17 protein-coding genes and 2 pseudogenes are annotated in these 16,457 nt (G+C 73.0%); 7 read left to right on the top strand and 12 right to left on the bottom strand.

The window, feature by feature from the left end:
• Window positions 1-406: 406 nt before the first annotated feature.
• The 4 genes from hemC to DJ70_RS00025 all read left to right on the top strand — a co-directional run bounded on the left by hemC (window position 407) and on the right by DJ70_RS00025 (window position 3,856).
• Window positions 407-1,531 carry a hydroxymethylbilane synthase gene (gene hemC / locus DJ70_RS00010; RefSeq protein WP_094528806.1) on the top strand — a complete coding sequence of 375 codons (1,125 nt, stop codon included), beginning with the start codon at window positions 407-409 and terminating at the stop codon, window positions 1,529-1,531.
• Window positions 1,524-2,405 carry a uroporphyrinogen-III C-methyltransferase gene (cobA, locus tag DJ70_RS00015; RefSeq protein WP_245810617.1) on the top strand — a complete coding sequence of 294 codons (882 nt, stop codon included), beginning with the start codon at window positions 1,524-1,526 and terminating at the stop codon, window positions 2,403-2,405. Before hemC ends, cobA begins: the two co-directional genes overlap by 8 nt.
• A 101-nt stretch (window positions 2,406-2,506) precedes the next feature.
• Window positions 2,507-3,241, top strand: coding sequence for a uroporphyrinogen-III synthase (locus tag DJ70_RS00020; protein ID WP_245810620.1), 735 nt, complete (start codon window positions 2,507-2,509; stop codon window positions 3,239-3,241).
• A gap of 213 nt (window positions 3,242-3,454) precedes the next feature.
• Entirely contained in the window at window positions 3,455-3,856 is a 402-nt protein-coding gene (locus DJ70_RS00025) for a hypothetical protein (RefSeq protein WP_094528812.1), read from the top strand.
• A 128-nt stretch (window positions 3,857-3,984) separates the two neighbouring features.
• Here DJ70_RS00025 and DJ70_RS00030 read toward each other — a convergent pair whose 3' ends face one another.
• Together DJ70_RS00030 and DJ70_RS00035 are read right to left on the bottom strand one after the other, a co-directional pair.
• On the bottom strand, window positions 3,985-5,301 hold the full coding sequence (locus DJ70_RS00030) for a 5'-deoxyadenosine deaminase (protein ID WP_094528815.1): 1,317 nt from the start codon (window positions 5,299-5,301) through the stop codon (window positions 3,985-3,987).
• Window positions 5,302-5,382: 81 nt separating this feature from the next.
• Window positions 5,383-5,793, bottom strand: coding sequence for an SHOCT domain-containing protein (locus tag DJ70_RS00035; RefSeq protein ID WP_094528818.1), 411 nt, complete (start codon window positions 5,791-5,793; stop codon window positions 5,383-5,385).
• 94 nt (window positions 5,794-5,887) lie between these two features.
• Between DJ70_RS00035 and DJ70_RS00040 the strand changes: the two genes are divergently transcribed.
• On the top strand, window positions 5,888-6,583 hold the full coding sequence (locus DJ70_RS00040; RefSeq protein ID WP_094528822.1) for a non-canonical purine NTP pyrophosphatase: 696 nt from the start codon (window positions 5,888-5,890) through the stop codon (window positions 6,581-6,583).
• Window positions 6,584-6,605: 22 nt separating this feature from the next.
• On the opposite strand, the pseudogene DJ70_RS00045 reads toward DJ70_RS00040, so the two are convergent.
• A pseudogene (locus tag DJ70_RS00045) lies at window positions 6,606-7,204 on the bottom strand (DUF7384 family protein).
• Between the two features lie 333 nt (window positions 7,205-7,537).
• Here DJ70_RS00045 and DJ70_RS00050 point away from each other — a divergent pair.
• The gene (locus DJ70_RS00050) at window positions 7,538-7,957 is read left to right on the top strand and encodes a DUF7475 family protein (protein ID WP_245810618.1); all 420 of its coding nucleotides are present in this window, start codon (window positions 7,538-7,540) and stop codon (window positions 7,955-7,957) included.
• A gap of 60 nt (window positions 7,958-8,017) precedes the next feature.
• Here DJ70_RS00050 and DJ70_RS00055 read toward each other — a convergent pair whose 3' ends face one another.
• The 9 genes from DJ70_RS00055 to DJ70_RS00090 form a co-directional block, all read right to left on the bottom strand.
• Window positions 8,018-8,773, bottom strand: a complete 756-nt coding sequence (locus tag DJ70_RS00055) for a CDP-alcohol phosphatidyltransferase family protein (RefSeq protein ID WP_094528827.1) — start codon at window positions 8,771-8,773, stop codon at window positions 8,018-8,020.
• A gap of 75 nt (window positions 8,774-8,848) precedes the next feature.
• The gene (locus DJ70_RS00060) at window positions 8,849-9,955 is read right to left on the bottom strand and encodes an NAD(P)/FAD-dependent oxidoreductase (RefSeq protein WP_094528830.1); all 1,107 of its coding nucleotides are present in this window, start codon (window positions 9,953-9,955) and stop codon (window positions 8,849-8,851) included.
• A 100-nt stretch (window positions 9,956-10,055) separates the two neighbouring features.
• On the bottom strand, window positions 10,056-11,234 hold the full coding sequence (locus tag DJ70_RS00065) for an inorganic phosphate transporter (RefSeq protein ID WP_094528833.1): 1,179 nt from the start codon (window positions 11,232-11,234) through the stop codon (window positions 10,056-10,058).
• Window positions 11,235-11,236: 2 nt separating this feature from the next.
• Window positions 11,237-11,365, bottom strand: a complete 129-nt coding sequence (locus DJ70_RS17895; protein ID WP_255417636.1) for a DUF7859 family protein — start codon at window positions 11,363-11,365, stop codon at window positions 11,237-11,239.
• Between the two features lie 456 nt (window positions 11,366-11,821).
• On the bottom strand, window positions 11,822-12,331 hold the full coding sequence (locus tag DJ70_RS00070) for a metallophosphoesterase (RefSeq protein WP_094528836.1): 510 nt from the start codon (window positions 12,329-12,331) through the stop codon (window positions 11,822-11,824).
• A gap of 74 nt (window positions 12,332-12,405) precedes the next feature.
• Complete coding sequence (locus DJ70_RS00075) at window positions 12,406-14,040, bottom strand: preprotein translocase subunit SecD (RefSeq protein ID WP_094528839.1); 1,635 nt, start codon at window positions 14,038-14,040, stop codon at window positions 12,406-12,408.
• A complete protein-coding gene (gene secF, locus DJ70_RS00080) occupies window positions 14,040-14,924 on the bottom strand; it encodes a protein translocase subunit SecF (RefSeq protein WP_094528842.1) in 885 nt (294 codons plus the stop codon). Before secF ends, DJ70_RS00075 begins: the two co-directional genes overlap by 1 nt.
• An 82-nt stretch (window positions 14,925-15,006) precedes the next feature.
• Entirely contained in the window at window positions 15,007-15,477 is a 471-nt protein-coding gene (locus tag DJ70_RS00085) for a DUF5812 family protein (RefSeq protein ID WP_094528845.1), read from the bottom strand.
• An 8-nt stretch (window positions 15,478-15,485) separates the two neighbouring features.
• A complete protein-coding gene (locus tag DJ70_RS00090) occupies window positions 15,486-16,031 on the bottom strand; it encodes a hypothetical protein (protein WP_094528848.1) in 546 nt (181 codons plus the stop codon).
• 75 nt (window positions 16,032-16,106) lie between these two features.
• Between DJ70_RS00090 and DJ70_RS00095 the strand changes: the two are divergent.
• Window positions 16,107-16,457, top strand: a pseudogene (locus DJ70_RS00095) (undecaprenyl diphosphate synthase family protein); the annotation flags it as partial.

Raw genomic sequence — 16,457 nt, forward strand, 5'->3', positions numbered from 1 at the left:
CGCCACGCTGCTTGCGTCGGTCGTCTTCCCGGAGCCGGCTGCCCCGTTGAGTCCCACCCGACCGCAACCGCCCCGCACCTCACGCCTCCCCAGCCTCGCGGCTCGCACTCTCCGAGTGCTCACCGCGTCCCTCGCGGGCGGTTCGTGCCCTCCGGGCACTCACCGGCGCGCCACCGCGATCGCTCGTTGCTTCGGCTGTAGCGAGCGTCCGCGAACGAAGTGAGCGGTTCACCGACGGCGAGGCGAACGCCGAGCCGTCGGCTTTTTCCCTCCAGGGTTTTCGAGGAGCGGTTCCCGAAGCGAACGGAGTGAGCGAGGGAACCAGACGAGAAAAAGGTGGGAGGGCACCCGACGAGAAAAAGGTGGAACTGGTGCCCTTTTGAACGCGGGGGGCCTGGATTCGGACATGACCGAGACGCTCACCCTCGCCACCCGCGGGTCGGAGCTGGCCCTCCGGCAGGCGGAGACCGTCCGCGACGCGCTCTCGACCCGGAAACGCGAGGTCGAGATCCGCCGCGTCGAGACCCGCGGCGACCAGATCCCCGACGAGCTGATCCACCGACTCGGCCGAACCGGGGCGTTCGTCCGCGCGCTCGACGAGGAGGTGCTCGCGGGCGACGCCGACCTCGCCGTCCACTCCATGAAGGACGTCCCCACCGAGGGGATGGACGACATGGTCGTCGCGGGCGTCCCCGAGCGCGCCGCCGCGGGCGACGTGCTCGTCCACCCCGACGGGAGGGCGCTCGCCGACCTCCCGTCCGGGGCCGTCGTCGGGACGGGATCGCTTCGCCGGACCGCCCAGGTCCTGGCCGCGCGCCCGGACCTCGTCGTCGAGCCGATCCGCGGCAACGTCGACACCCGGCTCGAGAAGCTGCTCGCGCCCGGCCTCCAGGCCGAACACGAGTGCCGGCTGGCCGCCGCCGGCGAGGAGGCCGCGTTGACCGCCGAGGAAGGAACCGACGAAGACGAGGAGTTCGGCGACCCCGCCGAGGAGTTCGACGAGAGCGTCGAGGAGTGGTTCGACTCGCTGTCGGACCTCGAGCGCTCGGCGATGGAGCGGAAGGTGGACGACGAGTACGACGCGCTCGTGTTGGCGGAGGCGGGGCTCCGCCGGTCGAACCTGCTGGGCGCGGCCGGGACGACCCGGCTCTCCCGCGAGGAGTTCGTCCCCGCCGCCGGGCAGGGCGCCATCGCCGTCACCGTCGCGGACGACGCGGTCGCCGAGGCGGTGCGGTCGGCGGTCGACCACCCGCGAACGCGGGTCGCGACCACCGTCGAGCGGACGGTCCTCGCCGAGCTCAACGGCGGCTGTATCGCCCCGATCGGCGTCTCGGCGCTCGTCCAGGGCGAGCACGTCCACACCCGCGTTCGCGTGCTCTCGACGGACGGTACGGAGGAGGTCGAGGGCACCCGCGACCTCCCGATCCGGTCGCACGCGACGGCGGCCGCGTCGTTCGCGGCCGACCTCGCCGACCGCGGCGCGGCGGAGCTGATCGCCGAGGCCCGCGCGGAGGTCGACGCGGATGCCTGAGGAGGCGGCGGGGTCGGCGGGAGGACCCGGCGCGGACGACTCCGGCGGGGAGGACGCCAGCCACGACGACGAGGTCGGCACGGTGTTCCTCGTCGGCTCCGGGCCGGGCGACCCGGACCTGTTGACCGTGAAGGCGGCCCGCCTGATCGAGGAGGCGGACGTCGTGCTCCACGACAAGCTCCCCGGCCCGGAGATCCTCGGCGAGATCCCCGCGTCGAAACGCGAGGACGTGGGCAAGCGCGCGGGCGGCGAGTGGACGCCCCAGGAGTACACGAACCGCCGCATGGTCGAACTGGCCCGCGAGGGGAAACGCGTCGTCCGGCTCAAGGGCGGCGACCCCTTCGTCTTCGGGCGCGGCGGCGAGGAGGCCGAACACCTCGCGGAGGCGGGCGTCCCCGTCGAGGTCGTGCCGGGGATCACCTCCGCGATCGCCGGTCCGGCGGTCGCCGGTATCCCCGTCACGCACCGCGATCACGCCTCCTCGGTCTCCTTCGTCACCGGCCACGAGGACCCGACGAAAGCGGAGTCCGCGGTCGACTGGGACGCGCTCGCGGCCACCGGGGGAACGATCGTCGTCCTGATGGGCGTCGGGAAGCTGCCCGCCTACGTCGCGGAGCTCCGCGAGGCGGGGCTGGACCCGGAGACGCCGGTCGCGCTCGTCGAGCGTGCGACGTGGCCCGACATGCGCGTCGCGACCGGCACGCTGGAGACGATCGTCGACGTCCGCGACGACGCCGGGATCGAGCCGCCCGCGATCACCGTGATCGGCGAGGTGGCCGCGACCCGCGAGCGCGTGACGGGGTTCCTGCGGAACGGCGAGGACGACGGCGACGCCGCGGCCGGGCCGACCGACTCCGGAGGTGACGCCGCGTGAGCGACGACGCCTCCGGCGCGACCGACGGCGGCGACGACGCGGACCGCCTCCGCGACGCCGCCGGCCCGCGCGTCGCCGTCTTCCGTCCCGACGACGAGCGGATCGACGAGGCGGTCGACCTCCTCGCGTCGCTCGGGGCGCGTCCCGTTCCGGACCCGATGCTCGCGGTCGAGCCGACGGGCGCCGTTCCGGGAGACGACGCCGCGGTCGTCGTGCTCACGAGCAAGACGGGCGTCGAGCTCGCCGCGTCGGCCGGGTGGGAACCCGGCGACGCCGAGCTCGTCGCCATCGGTCCGTCGACCGCGGCGGCCGCCCGCGAGGCCGGCTGGACGGTCGATCTGGTCCCCGAGGAGTACACCTCCGCGGGGCTCGTCGCGGCGCTCCGCGAGCGCGGCGTCGCCGGCGAGCGCGTCGAGGTCGCGCGCTCGGACCACGGGAGCGACGTCCTCCTCGACGGGCTCCGCGACGCCGGCGCGACCGTCTCCGAGACGGTCCTCTACCGGCTGACGCGGCCGCCGGGGGCCGGCGAGTCGGCCGAGCTCGCGGCCGCGGGCGAGATCGACGCGCTCGCGTTCACCTCCTCGCTCACGGTCGACAACTTCCTCGCGGCCGCCGACGAGCGGGGGATCCGCGAGGCGGCGCTGGCCGGGGCGACCGACGCGGTCGTCGGCGCGATCGGCCCGCCGACCGCCGAGACGGCGGCGGACCTCGGGATCGACGTCGACGTGGTTCCCGACGCGGCCGACTTCGCGGCGCTCGCTCGGGACGTCGTCGAGGCGGTCGAGGACCGCGCGGGCGACGCGGCCGGGATCGCCGGGGACGCCGAGGACGACTGATCGGGCGCTCGGCCGGGACGCGCCGGCCGCGGGTCGACGGTCTCGAGCGCCGAGAACCGGAACCCGGTCTCGACGTCCTCCGGGCCGGAAAGCCGAGGAGCCGCCCCTCACCCGACGACCGTGGCCGTCTCACCTCCACATCTCCCGGTCCCAAATACTTTTTCTGATAACCACGGACGAGCGCTTATGTCGGCCGAACTGGTAGCCGGTGACATGGAACCGGGTGACCGATGGTCGATGCGGGTCGACGAGGGCGTCCTCGTCGTCGAGTTTCCACACGGAACGGGGATCAGCCCCGCGGACGGCGAGGCGCTTCTCGACCGGTGGCGGAGCCTGGTCGTCGACCGCGACGTCGACGCCATCGTGATCGCCGTGCGGACGAGCCGGCCGTGTTCGGACGCGGGGCGGCGGGCGCTCCGCGAGTCGACGCAGATCGCGGTCGCCCGCGGCGTCGAGCGCTTCGCCGTCGTCGGGGAGCGCTCGAAACGGCGGTACCTCGAGCGAACGATCGCCACCGAGGACATCGCGGTCGAGGGATTCAACGACGTCGCGACCGCGCTCCGGTGGGCGCGGGCGTCGCCCGAGTCGCCGTCCTCGCTCAGGTCCTCCCCCTGAGTCGCGCGCGTCACGTCCCTCACCCCGCCCGCCGCCGCGACCGGACCCGCAGAGTCGGTCGACGGCCGCCGGCTCCGCCCTCCGGCGGCGTCGGCGGGTCGCGACGGGGAGGCGACACGCCGTCGGAGTCAGCTTCCGGTCCCGGCCGCCTCGACGACCCGCTCGGCCTGGCGGGTGGCGCGCTCGCGGACCGCGTCGGCGTCGATCCCGACGTGCTCGCCGCCGTCGTACCGCACCTCGCCGTCGACCATCGTGAAGACCACGTCGTCGCCGTGGGCGGCGTAGACGAGATGTGAGAGCGGGTCGTGGACGGGCGTCGCCCGCGTCCGATCGGTCGTGAGCCCGATCACGTCCGCCGCGTACCCCGGCGCGAGCCGGCCGATCCGATCGAAGCCGGCGGCACGCGCGCCGTTCTCGGTCGCCATCTCGAACACCGTCCCCGCCGGGAGCCTGGTGGGATCGCGGGCGTCCACCTTCCCGAGCAGGCTCGCCTGCCGCATCTCCGTGAAGGGGTCGAGCGTGTTGTTACACGGCGGGCCGTCGTTGCCGAGCGCGACCGCGATCCCGCGGTCGAGGTAGTCGTGGACCGGGGCGATCCCCGAGGCGAGCTTCATGTTCGAGGAGGGGCAATGCGTGACGACGGTGTCCGTCTCCGCGAGGAGCTCCCGTTCGCTCTCGTCGGTGTGGACGCAGTGGGCGAGCGTCACGTCCGGCCCGGTGAGCCCGACCTCGTCGAGCCAGTGGACGTTCCGTCTCCCGGTGGCAGCCTCGACAGCCTGTATCTCCTCTTCGTTCTCGCTGGCGTGGGTGTGGATCGTCACCCCGTCGTGGCGGTCCGCGAGGTCGCGACAGCCGCGCAGGCACGCCTCGCTACAGGTGACGGCGAACCGCGGCGTGACCGCGTAACGCACCCGCCCGCCGGCCGCGCCGTGGTACGCCTCGATCAGCGCCTCGCTCTCCGCGAGCGCCTCCCCCGTGTCCTCGAGCAGGCCGTCCGGCGACTCCTTGTCCATCAGCACCTTGCCGAGGCGGCCGCGGATCCCCGTCTCGATCGCCGCCTCGAACGCCTCCGCCGCGTGGTTCACGGAGAGGTGGTCGACGACCGTCGTCGTCCCCGACTCGAGACACTCGAGGTAGCCGAGCTCGGCGGCGGCGCGGGTCGCCGCCGCGTCCATCGCCGCCTCCATCGGCAACACGGCATCGAAGAGCCAGTCGAGCAGCGCGTCGTCGTCGGCGATCCCCCGCCCGAGCGATTGGACGGAGTGGACGTGCCCGCCGACCAGTCCGGGCGCGACGAGGTCGAACGCCCGCCGCTCGTGGTCGGAGTACGTCCCGCGGAGGGCGTCGGCCTCGCCGACCGCGGCGATCGAGTCGCCCTCGATCGCGACCGCGCCGTCCTCGATGACGGTGTCCGCGTCGGCGATCACGGTCCCGGTTACCAACATGTCCGTCCGTTCCTGGCGGGTGACGCTGAAGAGTCTTGCCCATCCATCGACGCTCCGGCCGGCGAACCGAGCACGGCGGCGTCACTCCAGTGCGGACTCGACTCCCGTCTCCTCCCGTCGGGTCTCGGCGTTCCCGTCGTCGATCGCGTCGTCGAGCTCCTCGGTCTCCAGGAGCCGTTCGAGCCGCCGCTCGAACTCCGCTTCGTCGATCTCGCCCGTCGCGTATCGGGTTCGAAGGGTCGCGACCGGGTCCTCACGCTCGCGGCCGCTCGTCCTCTCGTCGTCGGCCGCGGTCGCGTCCGCGGGCTCGACGAGCGGGAAGTCCTCGCCGAGGACCGCCACGACCGGGAGCAGGATCAGGAACCCGGTCACGAACGTCGCGGGGACGAGCACGCCGAGTTCGAGCACCGTGAAGAGCGAGGTCAGCCCGAACGAGAGCACCGCGATCAGTCCCATGAGCCGCTTCTTCTCGAACGTGGGGAGGGCAGCCATGACGGGTTATCGGTCGGCGGCGTGACAAAAGCGTGTCGCCGGACGGAGCGACCGCATCGACGGCTATTCCCGTCGTCACCGCGCAGCGATCGCCATGCTGCGGTACGTGACGACGAATCCGGGCAAGGTCCGCGAGGCGGAGAGCTACCTGGCGGACGGCTCGGTCAGCCAGCTGGAGTTCGACTACGCGGAGATACAGGCCGACGAGCTCGCGCCGATCGCGGCGCGCGGCGCGCGCGAGGCGTACCGCGAGGCGGGCGAGCCCGTCCTCGTCGACGACGCGGGGCTGTTCGTCGAGGCGCTCGACGGCTTTCCCGGCCCCTACTCGGCGTACGTCGAGGAGACCCTCGGGATCGACCGCGTCTGGGAGCTCGCCGGCGACCTCGAGGACCGCCGAGCCGCCTTCCGGTGTACCCTCGCGTACTGCGACGGCAAGGGGTTCGCCGCCAGCCCGGACCCGGTCGACCGCGGCGACCGCGTCGCCGCCGCGGCCGCGGGACCCGAGAGGGAGGCCGATGGCGGCGGGGACGACGCGGGCGGAGACGACGCGGGCGGGGACGCCGACGTCGACGGCGACCAGGAAAGCGCCGGCCCCCTCCCCGTCAAGCTGTTCGAGGGATACGTTCCGGGTCGGATCGTGGCCCCGCGCGGCGACGGCGGGTTCGGCTACGACCCGATCTTCGAACACGACGGCGAGACGTTCGCGGAGATGGACACCGAACGGAAGAACGCGGTCTCACACCGAGGCCGGGCGCTCGCGAAGTTCGCGGAGTGGTACGCCGACCGGTGACGCGGCGCGCGGGCGACCCGGCTCACCACTCCCGCGCGTCCCGGTCCGGACCGGGATACTCCCCGCCGACGACCTCGGGGTAGAGCCGCGCGGGCGAGAACACGCTCGCGAACGCCCGCGGCTCGCGCACGCTCACGGGGAACCGGCTCGCGAGCCCCGCGGCCGCGTCAGCGCCCGTCAGCGCCGGATCGAGGCTGATGACCTGCATCGCGCCGCCGTGGTACGCCGACGCCAGCGCCGGGTGGTCGCCGGCGGGATGGGTGACGGGCTCGCGCCACGCCGCGACGCGCTCGCGCCAGTCGCGGGCCAGGTCCGGGTCGGCGAGCGACGCCACGACCGCCTCGGCGTCGTCGAGGAGGGCGTCGCTGGCGACGAGCGTCGTCCAGGCGTGGCTCCGGAGGCGATCGAGCGCGTCGCGGGCGGGCCCGCCGACGAGGAGGTCCGCCGCCAACACGTCGGCGTCGGCGACGACCCTGGCGGGGCTCGGCTCCGGCCGCGCGCCCGCACCGCCGCTCATCCGTCCTCGCCCCGCCCCGCGCGCCGCTCCGCGAGCGCCCGCGAGATCGTCTCCTCGTCGACGTCGTAGCCGGCCGCGCGCTCGAACAGGTCGCCGAAGGTCATACGCGGGCCGTCGTTCGCCGCACGTATCCGCCTTCCGGACGGGTCCGCGGGTCGGGCGGTCGACGACACAGCGGGGTCGCGGGGCGGTCCCCCGCCCGCGGCGTGGGACGCCCGTCGGACGGAGGGCACACGTCTGACGCGGCTATAAGTCGATGGAGTCGGTCGGTATCGACAGGCGCGTCGCTCCGATCGACCTCGGGGTCAAGTGCCCATTCCCCCGGTTTTTCGGCGGCGTCGACGGCTCCGCGGGGGCCGTCCCTCGCGCCCCGCGTCGGCGACGATCCGTGCGTACACGTACCAAACAACGATGTGGGTCGAGTCCGTATCGCGGGTATGGCAGGCTCCACCTCGATGACTCCGGCGGCGGCTCGAACCGACTCGTTCACCGCGGCACACTGGGTCGGCATCGCCGCCGCGGTCGTGAGCGCGCTCGTCCACCTCGCGTTGGGGATCCGGTTCCTGGCCGACTTCCTCGACGCCGGGCTGACCGTCTCGCTGGCGATGGGCGTCGCCTTCCTCCTCGCGACGGCGGGGTTCCTCCTCGGGGTCTGGCTCGTCTTCTCGGGCCGGTTCCTCCCGACCGTCTACCTCCTCGGGATCCCCTTCACGGCCGGCCAGATCGTCCTCTGGTACGCCCTCAACAGCCCCGGCCTCCCCGCGCCGCCGTCGATCAACCCGATATCGGCCGCCGACAAGCTCGCACAGATCGTCCTGATCGCGGTGCTCGTGTCGCTGTACCGGCGGGAGTCGTAGAGTCGGCGGCGATCGGCACGGCGGGAGCCGGAGCGACGGGGGCCGGCCCGGCGCCGGCCCTCAGCGCCGGCCGCTGACGACGAGCCAGTCGCGCACGAAGGAGGCGGCGACCGGCACCGTGACCGCGGCCGTGAGGGCCCGTGAGAGTCCGGCGTCGGGAACCGGCGACAGCGCCAGCCACGTCGCGACCATCGTCGCCGCGCCGATCGGGCGACGGAGCCGGCTCGGACGCAGGTCGTGGGTCGGCAGCCCGCGGCGTCGCCGACGCCGGAGCCCGTAGGCGAAGAGGGGTCTGGCGAGCCCGACCGCGAGGAACGGGACCGGGGCCGCCCCGGAGACGACGGCGGCCGCGGCGCCCACGAGGACGGTCGCCCCGTCGACCTCGACGTCCAGCTCCGCGCCGAGCTCGGTCACCGCGCCGGTCGCGCGAGCGACCGCGCCGTCGACCGCGTCGCCGCCGGCGGCGACCGCGAACAGCCCGCCGGCGAGCCAGTCGCTCGCGCTCGGGCCCGCGGCCGGGTCGACGACCAGGTACGCCCCGAGCAGCGCGAGCGCCGACGCACGCAGGGTCGTCACGGCGGTCGCGGCCGTCACCGGCTCGACGCCGGCCGCCTCGCGGGCGCGGCCGGCCGCGACCCGGATCGCCGCGACCGCCGCCGTCCCGGCGAGCGCGACGCCGCCGACCGCGGCCGTCGGAAGCCCGGCGGCGAACATTCCCGCCGCGCCGAGCCCGGTCGGGACCGCCCACAGCGCGACGAGCGGGAGCCAGCCGCCCTCGATCGGGAGCCGGCGAACGACGCGGTCTGTCGGGGCCATCGATCCCACCAGGGGACCGTCGGGAAAACACCTTTCGGCGGCGGCTCTCCGCTCGACGGACGGCCTCTCCGAGCGTCACGCGAACCGGTCCGGCGACAGGTACGCCGCGATCTCCGGGTCGACCGGCTCGCCGGCGATCCGGCTCGCGAGGACGTCGGCGATCGCGGGCGCGAGCGTGACGCCGAGCCCGTTCATGCCGGCGGCGAAGTGGAAGCCGTCCACCTCCGTCTCCCCGACGACCGGGACGCCGTCCGGCGTGAGCGTCCGGACGCCGACCCAGTCGGCGACGACCTCCGCGTCCGCGAGCCGCGGGATCGCCTCCTCGATCCGCTCGCCGATCTCGAGGTAGAAGCCGTGGTCGACGGACCGCGCGTCGGTCGGATCGAGCCGCTCGGCCGTCTCGTAGCTCGCGCCGAAGCTCCCGCCGAACGCCTGGGTCCGCCCCTCGCCGCGGACGTAGAGGCCGTCCCCGAACTGAACGAAGGGCAGATCGAACGGCTCCTCCCGCCCGAGCACGACGACCGGTCCCCGGTTGTGCCGGAACGGCAGTGAGACGCCGGCCATGTCGGCGAGCTCCGGTGCCCACGGTCCGGCCGCGTTCACGACCGCGGCGGCCGGCCGCGGTCCCGCCGCGGTCTCGACGCCGGCGACCGCCCCGTCCTCGACGTGAACGTCCGTCACGGCGGTTCCCGTCTCGACGGTCACGCCGGCCTCCGTCGCCTCGCGGACGTAGTGCCGGACGATCTCCGCGGGGTCGAGGTAGCCGTCGTTCGGGGTCCACATCGCGCCGGCGACCGCGTCGGGGTCGAGGCCATGCTCGGCGAGCGCCGCCGGCTCGAGGATCGACGCCTCGACGCCGAACGCCGACAGCGCCTCCGCGGCCTCGCGGCGGTCGGCTAGCTCCCGATCGCTTCGGGCGACGTCGAGCGTGCCGATCCGCCGGAAGTCGAAGGTCCCGTCCTCGATCAGCGGCTCGTAGCGGTCCCAGGCGCGCTCGCGAAGCTCGTGGCTCAGCGGGTCGGGACGCGACTGGTGGCGGACGAAGATCGCGACGGAGTCGCCGGTGGTTCCCGAGCCGAGCGCGTCGCGCTCGTAGAGCACGACCGGCCGGGGGTGATCACGCAGGCGATGCGCGAGGCTCGCGCCGACGATGCCGCCGCCGACGATGACGATCGGATCCATCGGGTTCCCGGTCTCCGCAGTCCGGTAAAAACCCCGTGCCCGGACCGGCCACGCCGGCGGCGAGGTCCCTCCGGCCGGTGACGCGAGGACGGGCCGCGCGTCAGATCACCAGCCGCACGGCCGAGTAGACGCCGAACCCGAGCGTCAGCGACCCGACGAGCGAGACGATCCACGCGAGCACGGTGTATCCCATCTTCGACCGACTCACCCCCGCGTCGCCGGCCGCGTAGCCCGCGCCGACGATCGCGGAGACGATGATCTCGTTGAACGAGACGGGGATCCCGAACGCGACCGCGGTCTGGGCGATCGCGAACGACGGGATGAGCGCCGAGATCGACCGTCGCGGCCCCATCGAGGCGTAGTCCTGTGAGATCGCCTTGATCATCCGCGGCGCGCCGGTCCACGACCCGGCGAGCAGGCCGATCCCCCCGCCGACGAGCAGCGCCCACAGCGGCACGCCGACGTCGGAGAAGATCGGCACGAGGGGGCCGATGGCGAGCCCGACCTGCGAGCCGCCGGCGGAGAACGCCACGAGCCCGCCCATCGCGAGCAGGAACCGGCGCTGGGCGCCCTCGCGGTCACGGCCGATGTCGACGTACACCGCCGTCGCGACGAGCGCGGCCGTCACGGCCGTGGCGGCGACGACCCCGATCCCGCCGGGGACGCCGAGTTCGGCGGCGACCGCCTCGGCGATCGACGCCTGCTCGCCGGCCGGGCCGAGCAGTGCGAACCCGACGTTGGCCACGAGTGCACCGACGACGCCCGCCAGCGCCGCCGTGAGCGCGCGCTCCGGGAGCCGGTCGCCGAGCAGCGTGCGGGCGACGCCGTAGGCGATCCCGCCGCCGACGAACGGGGTGAGCACCCACAGCGTGAGGATCTCGGCGTACTTCGGCCACGCGGGGGCGCCGCCCATCGCGAGGCCGACGCCGACGACCGCGCCGGTGACGGTGAACGCGGTCGCGATCGGGTAGCCGGCGAAGACGCCGACGGCGACGAGCACCGCGGCGGTGACGAGCGCGACGATGGCGGCGGTGGCGGTGAGGGTGACCCCGCCGATCAGCTCCGTGCCGACCGCCTCGGTGACGTTCGCTCCCTGGAGGACCGCTCCGAGGAGGCCGAGGACGCCGACGACGAGGCCGGCGCGCATCACCGAGATGGCGTTGGCGCCGACCGCCGGCGCGAACGGGGTCGACCCGGAGGAGCCGGCCCCGATGGACCACGCCATGAAGAGGCTCGCGACGCCGGCGACGAGCAGCGTGAGGGTCGTGACGACGACCATCGTTATCGCCGCCCGTCCTCGTACCCCTCGCGCAGCCCCATCAGGGTGCGCCGGACGAGGAGGAAACCGAAGAAGAACAGCCCGAGCAGACCGACGAGAACGAGCACGAACAGCGGCTCGACCGATATCATACACGGATATCCGCCGGAACGGAGTTAGGCGTTTCGACCCACCCGGCGGTCGACCGCGGCGGACGCGCCGGCGACCCGACACGGTCACTAAAACGCGCGTTTGTGCCTCGGACACCTATAATATGATACCGGCACGATCCTCAACTGCGACCCCCGCTTCGGCCCTCCGCCGAGCACGGCACTCGGGAGTCCCCGCGACAGAGGCACCCCTCAGCCCTCCGCCCGCCCGGACGATCCCCCGTCGTCCGGCGGTCGACGTCTCCGAGACGGCGGTCGTCCCCCCCGACGACCGTTCGTCGGACCGGGCCGAGGCGGGGAGTCGTCGCCGTCCGTCCCCATCCGTCCGACCGATCCCCCCTCCGTCGCGACGCGGGACGGACGCGTGTGCTCTTCCTCTCGACCGAGCGTCCGCGCACGACGACGCGCACGAGGCCGCCGACGCGACGTCGTCCGAACCTACCTCTCGATCCGGAACCGCTCGAAGGCCTCCCCGTCGGGCGTGACGAGTCGCCCGTCGAGCCCGCCGGCGGTCGCCTCGAACTCCGCGTGTGCCGGCCGGTTCCCCCGCGGCTGGGCGTGGCTCCCCGGATTCACGATCGGGACCGCGGTCGAGTCGTCGAAGCGCGGCCGGTGGCTGTGGCCGCAGACGACGGCGTCGGCGTCGCGGCCGCGGGCGAGCATGACGAGGCCGGTGTCGCCGCTGCGGTGCCTGTGTGTCACGGAGAAGCGGACGCCGCCGAACTCGACGGTGCGGACCTCCGGGAGCCGATCGCGGATCGCCGCCCCGTCGTTGTTGCCGAACACGGCGCGCAGCGAGTCGGCGGTCCGCTCGAACGCGTCGAGAACGGGCTCGCGGTAGAAGTCGCCCGCGTGGACGACGACCTCGGCCGCCTCGACCGCCTCGCGGGTCCGGCCGCGGAGCTTCGGGTCGTCGGTGCTGTGCGTGTCCGAGACGACGACGAGCATGGCTCCCGGTTCCGGCGCGCGGCGGTTAAGCGTCGCGGGTGAACGGGCCGGACGTGAGCGCGTCGGCGACGGATCTACCGGACCGTCAACAGCCGCCGGAGGATGTCGCCGTAGGCGGGCCGTGTGATCAACACGCCGATGAGCACGCCGAGGATGGTGAAGATCGCGAACCCGGAGAGGTCGCCGAGGCTCAACACCATCAGCGGCGACATCGCCACGATGGTCGTCGCCGCGGCCGCGCCGATCACCCAGAACGCCCGGCGGAACCGCGAGTCGAACACCGTCCGGGAGTTGACCTCGCCCTCGCTCATCACCTCGTCGGCGATGATCACGAGGTCGTCGACGCCCGTGCCGACCACGGCGATGAAGCCGGCGATGACCGCGAGCTCGAGCGGGTACCCCACGAGCGCCGCGAACCCGAGCAGCGCGTACACCTCGGCCAGCGCGGTGACGATCATCGGGAGCGCCACCTTCGGCTCGCGGTAGCGGAGGAACACCACGCCGGCGACCGCGAACACCGCGAATATCCCGGCGATCGCGGAGTAGAGCCGGAAGTTCTCGCCCTGCGTCGCGGAGATGGTCGAGGAGGTCCCCTGTCCGCTGATGTCGAGTTCCGCGGGGAGCGCGCCCGCACGGAGGTTGATCGAGATGGTCTGGGCGTCGGCGAAGGAGGTGGTCGTCAGCCGGAAGTTCCCGCTGTCGGCCCACCCTCCGCTCGCCATGCTCCGTGCGAGCCCGTCGTCCATCCCGAACGCGTTGACGACCTCGCCGTCGACGACGAGCAGCAGACAGGAGTCGCTGGACTCGCCGAGCGAGTTCGTCTCGAGGTCGTAGTTACAGCGCGCGCCGCCGGAGGCGCTCGCGACGCCGTACTCGACGGCCGCGTCCTGGAACCGGACGGCCGGCGATCGCTCGCCCTCGGGGGCCTCGTTGACGACGGAGACCGGCACGTACGCGCCGGAACCCGCCTCCCGCCTGCTCGCGGTCCCGATGTTCTCGAAGTCGTCCTGGACGAGGATCCCGTCGGTTCTCGCGGTGCCGTCGGTCGCGTTCGGGTCGGGGTACGCGATGGCGATCTCGACGGTCCCGCGCTCCTCGAGGAGGTCGATCACGTCCTGGCGACCCTGGCCGGGCACCTCGACGAGGATGAAGTACTCGCCGGTGATCGACTGGACCTGCTGGACGCTCCCGCCCGAGAGGCCCGCCTCGTTGATCTTCCCCTGGATGACCTCGATCGCCGCGTCGCGGGTCTCCCCGGTCACGCCGCTTCTGATCCCCTCGTAGCCGTACCCCGAGGCGTCCATCGCCTCGCGGAACTCCGTCTCGCTCACGGACGTGGCGGTGACCTCCACGGCACCGATCCCGTCGCTTCCGCCGGTTCCGGAGCCGTCGTCGCCGAGGACGGCGTCGACCTCGCGGGTCGAGACGCCCTCCAACTCGGCGGCGACGTCGCTCGCGACCTGCGTGGGGGTCTCGCCCGCGAAGTCGACCCCCGTCGCGGTGTAGCCGACGAGCGGCGCACGGATGCGGGTCCCGCCCGCCAGATCGAGGCCGTACTGGAGGTTCGTCATTCCCTGCGTCGCGTTCTCGGCGGACTCGCCCGGCGCGGTCTCGGGCGCGAACTGCGGGGCGAAGAGCGCGACCGTCGCGCCGAGCACGACGACGACGAGGAGCAGCACCCGCCAGTTCTCCTTGACGCGTTCGAACATCAGCGCTTCACCCCCTCGAACTTGTACCAGCGCAACAGCGCCACGTTCAGCAGGTACGTGTTCATCAGGTCCGCACAGAGGCCGATCGCGAGGATGATACCGATGTCACGCAGGAGGCCGACGCCGAAGACCGTCGCGACGACCGCCATCACGAGCATCGCGGCGATGGAGGTGACCGTCATCGTCACCCCGGTGCGCATCGCGCGGCTCACCGACTCGTAGAACTCGCCGGTCCGGCGCAACACGGAGTTGTTCAACAGGATGTCCGAGTCGACGCTGTACCCGATGATCATGAGGAGGGCGGCGACGATGCCGAGCGTCATCTCGATGCCGAGGAGGTTCATCGCGGCGACGGGGATCACGAGGTCCGAGAAGGCGGAGGCGACGACCGCGATGGAGGGAACGAACGTCCGGAACAGCGCGAAGACGAGCACGCTCATCCCGAGGAACGCGAGCGCGAGCCCGAACAGCGTCGTCCGTGCCGTGTCGGACGCGAAACTCGGCGACACCTGGTCGATCGCCTCGACCGACAGTCCCGCCGCGTCCGCCTGCGATTCCAGATCGCTTGCCAGTCCCTCCGGGTCGTCGGCGGCCGCGCGGAAGGTCACGACGTACACGTCGTCGGCGGGGATCGAGCGGACCGAGTCGGGATCGCGGTCGAACGCGGTCTCGATCCGCTCCTCGACGTCTCCACCCGCGTCGTCGGCGACACGGAGCTCCACGCCGCCCGTGAACTCCAGCCCGAGGGTCGCCGGCGCGCCCGTGGCGACGTACCACCCGCCGATGACGAGCACCGCCACCGCGAGCACCGCCAGCGGCACGAGCACGAGCTGCCGGTTCGAGTACTCGGTGTAATCGACCTCCGGTACCTCGATCGCTGTCATGAAACGGGTTCGTCCGTGAGCCCGAATAAGCCTTCTTATCTCTCGAGTCGGTCGAAAACGGGACCGCGAACCGATCGCGCGTTCAGGGGAGATACCGCACGCTGAGCACGCCGGGCTCCGCCCGGACCTCGACGCGGTTCACGCCGAGCCGCGCGGCCCGCGAGAGCGTCCCCTCCCGGTCCTCGAGCACGTCGCCGGCGGCCTCCTCGGTCGCGTCCGCCGGCGGGGAGAGCACGTGGATCTCGCCGATCCCCGCCCGCGGCTCGCGGGTCAACTCCCCCGTCTCCAGGTCGGCCGCGAGTTCGCGTTCGTGAACCGTCGGCGGCTCCTCGCTCCGCTCGAGCGAGAGCGACCGGCGCTCCGCGACCTCGATCACGCGATAGGTGACCTCCATCGGCGGGTCGGGCGCGACGGTCGCCTCGACGGCGTCGTCGACCGCCAGGCCCGGATTCGAGCTCAGCGTGTGGACCTGGCCGTCGTGAGCGTCCTTCAGCACCGCGGAGTCCTCCTCGACGTGGGTGACGAGGAACGTTCCCTCCTTTTCGTCGGTCATCGGCGGCGCTACGTCGCCGAGCCATTTCGGGATTTCGAGCCGTCCTCGTCGTCGCCCCGGAGCCGGTAGTGCGTCCAGAACACGACCGCGGCGGCGAGGACGGGGAACAGCGCCCCGGCCGGGCGGGGAAGCGCGTACAGCGCCGACAGCAGCACGGATCCGGCCGGATCGCGCAGGTCTGCCGGCGCGGTGACGATCAGGCCGAGGTACAGCGAGGCCAGGAAGAGGAAGCCCGCGTACGCCAGCTTCCGGTCGTAGCCGGCCGCGACGGGAAGGTCCCGACGGTGCCGGCGGGCGACGAAGAGCAGCGGGGCCAGGAGGGGGGCGACGGCGGCGAAGCCGAGAACGACGTACAGCGAGCGCGTGAACAGGTACGTTCCGCTCGGGATGCCGGCGGTCTCGGCCATCCAGACGACGAGCGCGAGCGTGACGACGAGCGCGATGGCCGCGGTCGCCAGCGCGCCGATCACCCCGTAGACGCGCATCGTCCACGAGTCGGTGCTGCGGATCGCGTACGGGATCGCGCCGAACACCCCCCGGTAGCTGTCTGTCATCGTTCGGGGTAGGAGCGACGACCGATTAAACCCCTCGTCCGCGAGGTTTTACATCCCCGAAGGCGATCGGCGACCGTGGGCCTCTACGACGCGTATCTCGCCGTTCGCCACCGCCTCCACGAGGGGGACCCGCCCGAACACGTCGCGATCGTCATCACCGAGCGCGACCTACTCGCGGACGGCGCGTTCGACACCCTCGCCGCGGCGCTGGGCTGGGCGTTCGACTACGGGGCGGAACGGGTCACCGTCTCCGTCTCCATGCTCGACGAGGCGGTGGTCTCCTCGCTCGTCCGGGAGTTCCGGGACCTGGACGCGCCGCGGCCGACGTCGATCCGTGGCCCGGACGACACCGAGTCGGCGGACGCCCCGATCCGCGTGAACGTCGGCCTCGGCGGGAAAGCCGAGTTCGCCGCCGCCGTCCGCGAC

It is taken from the genome of Halorubrum halodurans (assembly GCF_002252985.1).
GTDB lineage: Archaea > Halobacteriota > Halobacteria > Halobacteriales > Haloferacaceae > Halorubrum > Halorubrum halodurans.

Bases quoted from the DNA above. Each gene is read 5' to 3' on its own strand.
- hemC (WP_094528806.1), top strand. From the start codon at position 407: ATGACCGAGACGCTCACCCTCGCCACCCGCGGGTCGGAGCTGGCCCTC.
- cobA (WP_245810617.1), top strand. From the start codon at position 1,524: ATGCCTGAGGAGGCGGCGGGGTCGGCGGGAGGACCCGGCGCGGACGAC.
- DJ70_RS00025 (WP_094528812.1), top strand. From the start codon at position 3,455: ATGGAACCGGGTGACCGATGGTCGATGCGGGTCGACGAGGGCGTCCTC.
- DJ70_RS00030 (WP_094528815.1), bottom strand. From the start codon at position 5,301: ATGTTGGTAACCGGGACCGTGATCGCCGACGCGGACACCGTCATCGAG.
- DJ70_RS00035 (WP_094528818.1), bottom strand. From the start codon at position 5,793: ATGGCTGCCCTCCCCACGTTCGAGAAGAAGCGGCTCATGGGACTGATC.
- DJ70_RS00040 (WP_094528822.1), top strand. From the start codon at position 5,888: ATGCTGCGGTACGTGACGACGAATCCGGGCAAGGTCCGCGAGGCGGAG.
- DJ70_RS00050 (WP_245810618.1), top strand. From the start codon at position 7,538: ATGGCAGGCTCCACCTCGATGACTCCGGCGGCGGCTCGAACCGACTCG.
- DJ70_RS00055 (WP_094528827.1), bottom strand. From the start codon at position 8,773: ATGGCCCCGACAGACCGCGTCGTTCGCCGGCTCCCGATCGAGGGCGGC.
- DJ70_RS00060 (WP_094528830.1), bottom strand. From the start codon at position 9,955: ATGGATCCGATCGTCATCGTCGGCGGCGGCATCGTCGGCGCGAGCCTC.
- DJ70_RS00065 (WP_094528833.1), bottom strand. From the start codon at position 11,234: ATGGTCGTCGTCACGACCCTCACGCTGCTCGTCGCCGGCGTCGCGAGC.
- DJ70_RS17895 (WP_255417636.1), bottom strand. From the start codon at position 11,365: ATGATATCGGTCGAGCCGCTGTTCGTGCTCGTTCTCGTCGGTCTGCTC.
- DJ70_RS00070 (WP_094528836.1), bottom strand. From the start codon at position 12,331: ATGCTCGTCGTCGTCTCGGACACGCACAGCACCGACGACCCGAAGCTC.
- DJ70_RS00075 (WP_094528839.1), bottom strand. From the start codon at position 14,040: ATGTTCGAACGCGTCAAGGAGAACTGGCGGGTGCTGCTCCTCGTCGTC.
- secF (WP_094528842.1), bottom strand. From the start codon at position 14,924: ATGACAGCGATCGAGGTACCGGAGGTCGATTACACCGAGTACTCGAAC.
- DJ70_RS00085 (WP_094528845.1), bottom strand. From the start codon at position 15,477: ATGACCGACGAAAAGGAGGGAACGTTCCTCGTCACCCACGTCGAGGAG.
- DJ70_RS00090 (WP_094528848.1), bottom strand. From the start codon at position 16,031: ATGACAGACAGCTACCGGGGGGTGTTCGGCGCGATCCCGTACGCGATC.